The following is a 2,409-nucleotide window of genomic DNA, read 5'->3' as shown; positions in this document are numbered from 1 at the left end:
CCCGCCCCCACGACGGCGGAGGCGCTCGCTCCCGTCCCCGCGCCGGCGGGCCCGACCAGCGAGCCCGCCCGCGCCGACGAGCCCGGCGGCAGCGGGCTCCGCGCCCGGCTCGCCCGCCTCGGCTCGCGACCGTCGACGACGTCGCCCGTCCTCGAGCCCCTCCTGCGCAGCCTGCGGAGCAACCACCCCAAGGCCGACACGGCCGTGGTGGAGCGGGCGTACGTCGTCGCGGAGAAGGCGCACCGGGGGCAGCGGCGCAAGAGCGGCGACGCCTACATCACGCACCCCGTCGCGGTGACGACGATCCTCGCCGACCTCGGCATGACGGCGCCGACGCTGGCGGCCGCGCTGCTGCACGACACCGTCGAGGACACCGCGTACTCCCTCGCCCAGCTGCGGGAGGAGTTCGGCGACGAGGTCGCCATGCTCGTCGACGGCGTCACCAAGCTCGACAAGGTCCAGTACGGCGACGCCGCGCAGGCCGAGACCGTCCGCAAGATGGTCGTGGCGATGGCCCGCGACATCCGCGTCCTCGTCATCAAGCTCGCCGACCGGCTGCACAACGCCCGCACGTGGAAGTACGTGTCCGCGGCGTCCGCCGAGCGCAAGGCCCGCGAGACCCTCGAGATCTACGCGCCGCTCGCCCACCGGCTGGGCATGAACACCATCAAGTGGGAGCTCGAGGACCTGTCCTTCGCGACGCTGTACCCGGGCGTCTACGAGGAGATCGTCCGGCTCGTCGCCGAGCAGGCGCCCGCCCGCGAGGAGTACCTCGCCGTCGTCCGCGACCAGGTCGCGGCCGACCTGCGGCAGGCCAAGGTGCGCGCCACCGTCACGGGCCGGCCCAAGCACTACTACTCCGTGTACCAGAAGATGATCGTGCGGGGCCGCGAGTTCGCCGACATCTACGACCTCGTCGGGGTGCGGGTCCTCGTCGACACGGTCCGCGACTGCTACGCCGTCCTCGGCGCGCTCCACGCGCGCTGGACGCCGGTCCCGGGCCGCTTCAAGGACTACATCGCGATGCCCAAGTTCAACATGTACCAGTCGCTGCACACGACGGTCATCGGGCCCGAGGGCAAGCCCGTCGAGATCCAGATCCGCACCCACCTCATGCACCGCCGAGCCGAGCTCGGCGTCGCGGCGCACTGGAAGTACAAGGACGCCGGGGGCCGCGGCACGACGGACCCGGCCGACCGCGGCGCCCCGGGCAGCCACGGCACGGGCGGCAGCGACATGGCCTGGCTGCGCCAGCTGCTCGACTGGCAGCGCGAGACGTCCGACCCGGGGGAGTTCCTCGAGTCCCTGCGCTTCGAGATCAACGCGGCCGAGGTCTACGTCTTCACGCCCAAGGGCGACGCCATCGCGCTGCCGGCCGGCTCGACCCCGGTCGACTTCGCCTACGCCGTCCACACCGACGTCGGCCACCGCACGATGGGCGCCCGCGTCAACGGCCGCCTCGTGCCGCTCGAGTCCACCCTCGACAACGGCGACGTCGTCGAGGTCTTCACGTCCAAGGTCGAGGGCGCGGGCCCGAGCCGGGACTGGATGACCTTCGTCAAGAGCCCCCGCGCGCGCAGCAAGATCAAGCAGTGGTTCTCCAAGGAGCGCCGCGAGGAGGCGATCGAGCAGGGCAAGGACGCCATCGCCAAGGCGATGCGCAAGGAGCACCTGCCCATCCAGCGCCTCATGTCCCACGACTCCCTCGCCGGGGTCGCGCGCGACCTGCACCACGCCGACGTCTCGGCCCTGTACGCCGCCGTGGGGGAGGGGCACGTCTCCGCCGCGTCGGTGGTGCAGAAGCTCGTCACCGCGCTGGGCGGCGAGAGCGGCGCCGAGGAGGACCTCGCCGAGGCGGTCCTGCCACCCCCGCGGACGGCGACGCGACGGCGCTCCGGGGACCCGGGCGTCGTCGTCAAGGGCGTCGACGACGTGTGGGTCAAGGTCGCCCGCTGCTGCACGCCGGTGCCGCGGGACCCGGTCATCGGCTTCGTCACGCGCGGCAACGGCGTGTCCGTGCACCGCCGCGACTGCGGCAACGTCAGCGGCCTCATGGGCCAGCCCGAGCGCATCGTCGAGGTGGAGTGGTCGGTCGGCGCCGACAGCGTCTTCCTCGTGCAGATCTCCGTCGAGGCCCTCGACCGCGCGCGGCTGCTCTCCGACATCACGCGGGTCCTGTCGGACAACCACGTCAACATCCTCTCGGCGTCGGTGACGACGTCGCGGGACCGCGTGGCCATCTCCAAGTTCACCTTCGAGATGGGCGACCCGAGCCACCTCGACCACGTCCTCGCCGCGGTGCGGCGCGTCGACGGCGTCTTCGACGTCTACCGCTCGACGGGGCGCCGCGAGGAGGCCGGCCACAGCACCCCCTGACGGGGCCGCCCGTCCGGTCGGGCCGGGCGCGCG

Annotated in this window: 1 protein-coding gene; it reads left to right on the top strand. The window is 72.9% G+C overall.

Annotation, left to right across the window (positions count from 1 at the left end):
* On the top strand, window positions 1-2,376 hold a 2,376-nt coding region (locus HLB09_RS15735; RefSeq protein WP_212771220.1), incomplete at its 5' end, for a RelA/SpoT family protein.
* Window positions 2,377-2,409: the final 33 nt, after the last annotated feature.

The organism is Pseudokineococcus marinus (assembly GCF_013004605.1).
In the GTDB taxonomy this organism is placed as follows: Bacteria; Actinomycetota; Actinomycetes; order Actinomycetales; family Quadrisphaeraceae; genus Pseudokineococcus; species Pseudokineococcus marinus.
This window is presented reverse-complemented; position numbering and strand designations above follow the sequence as displayed.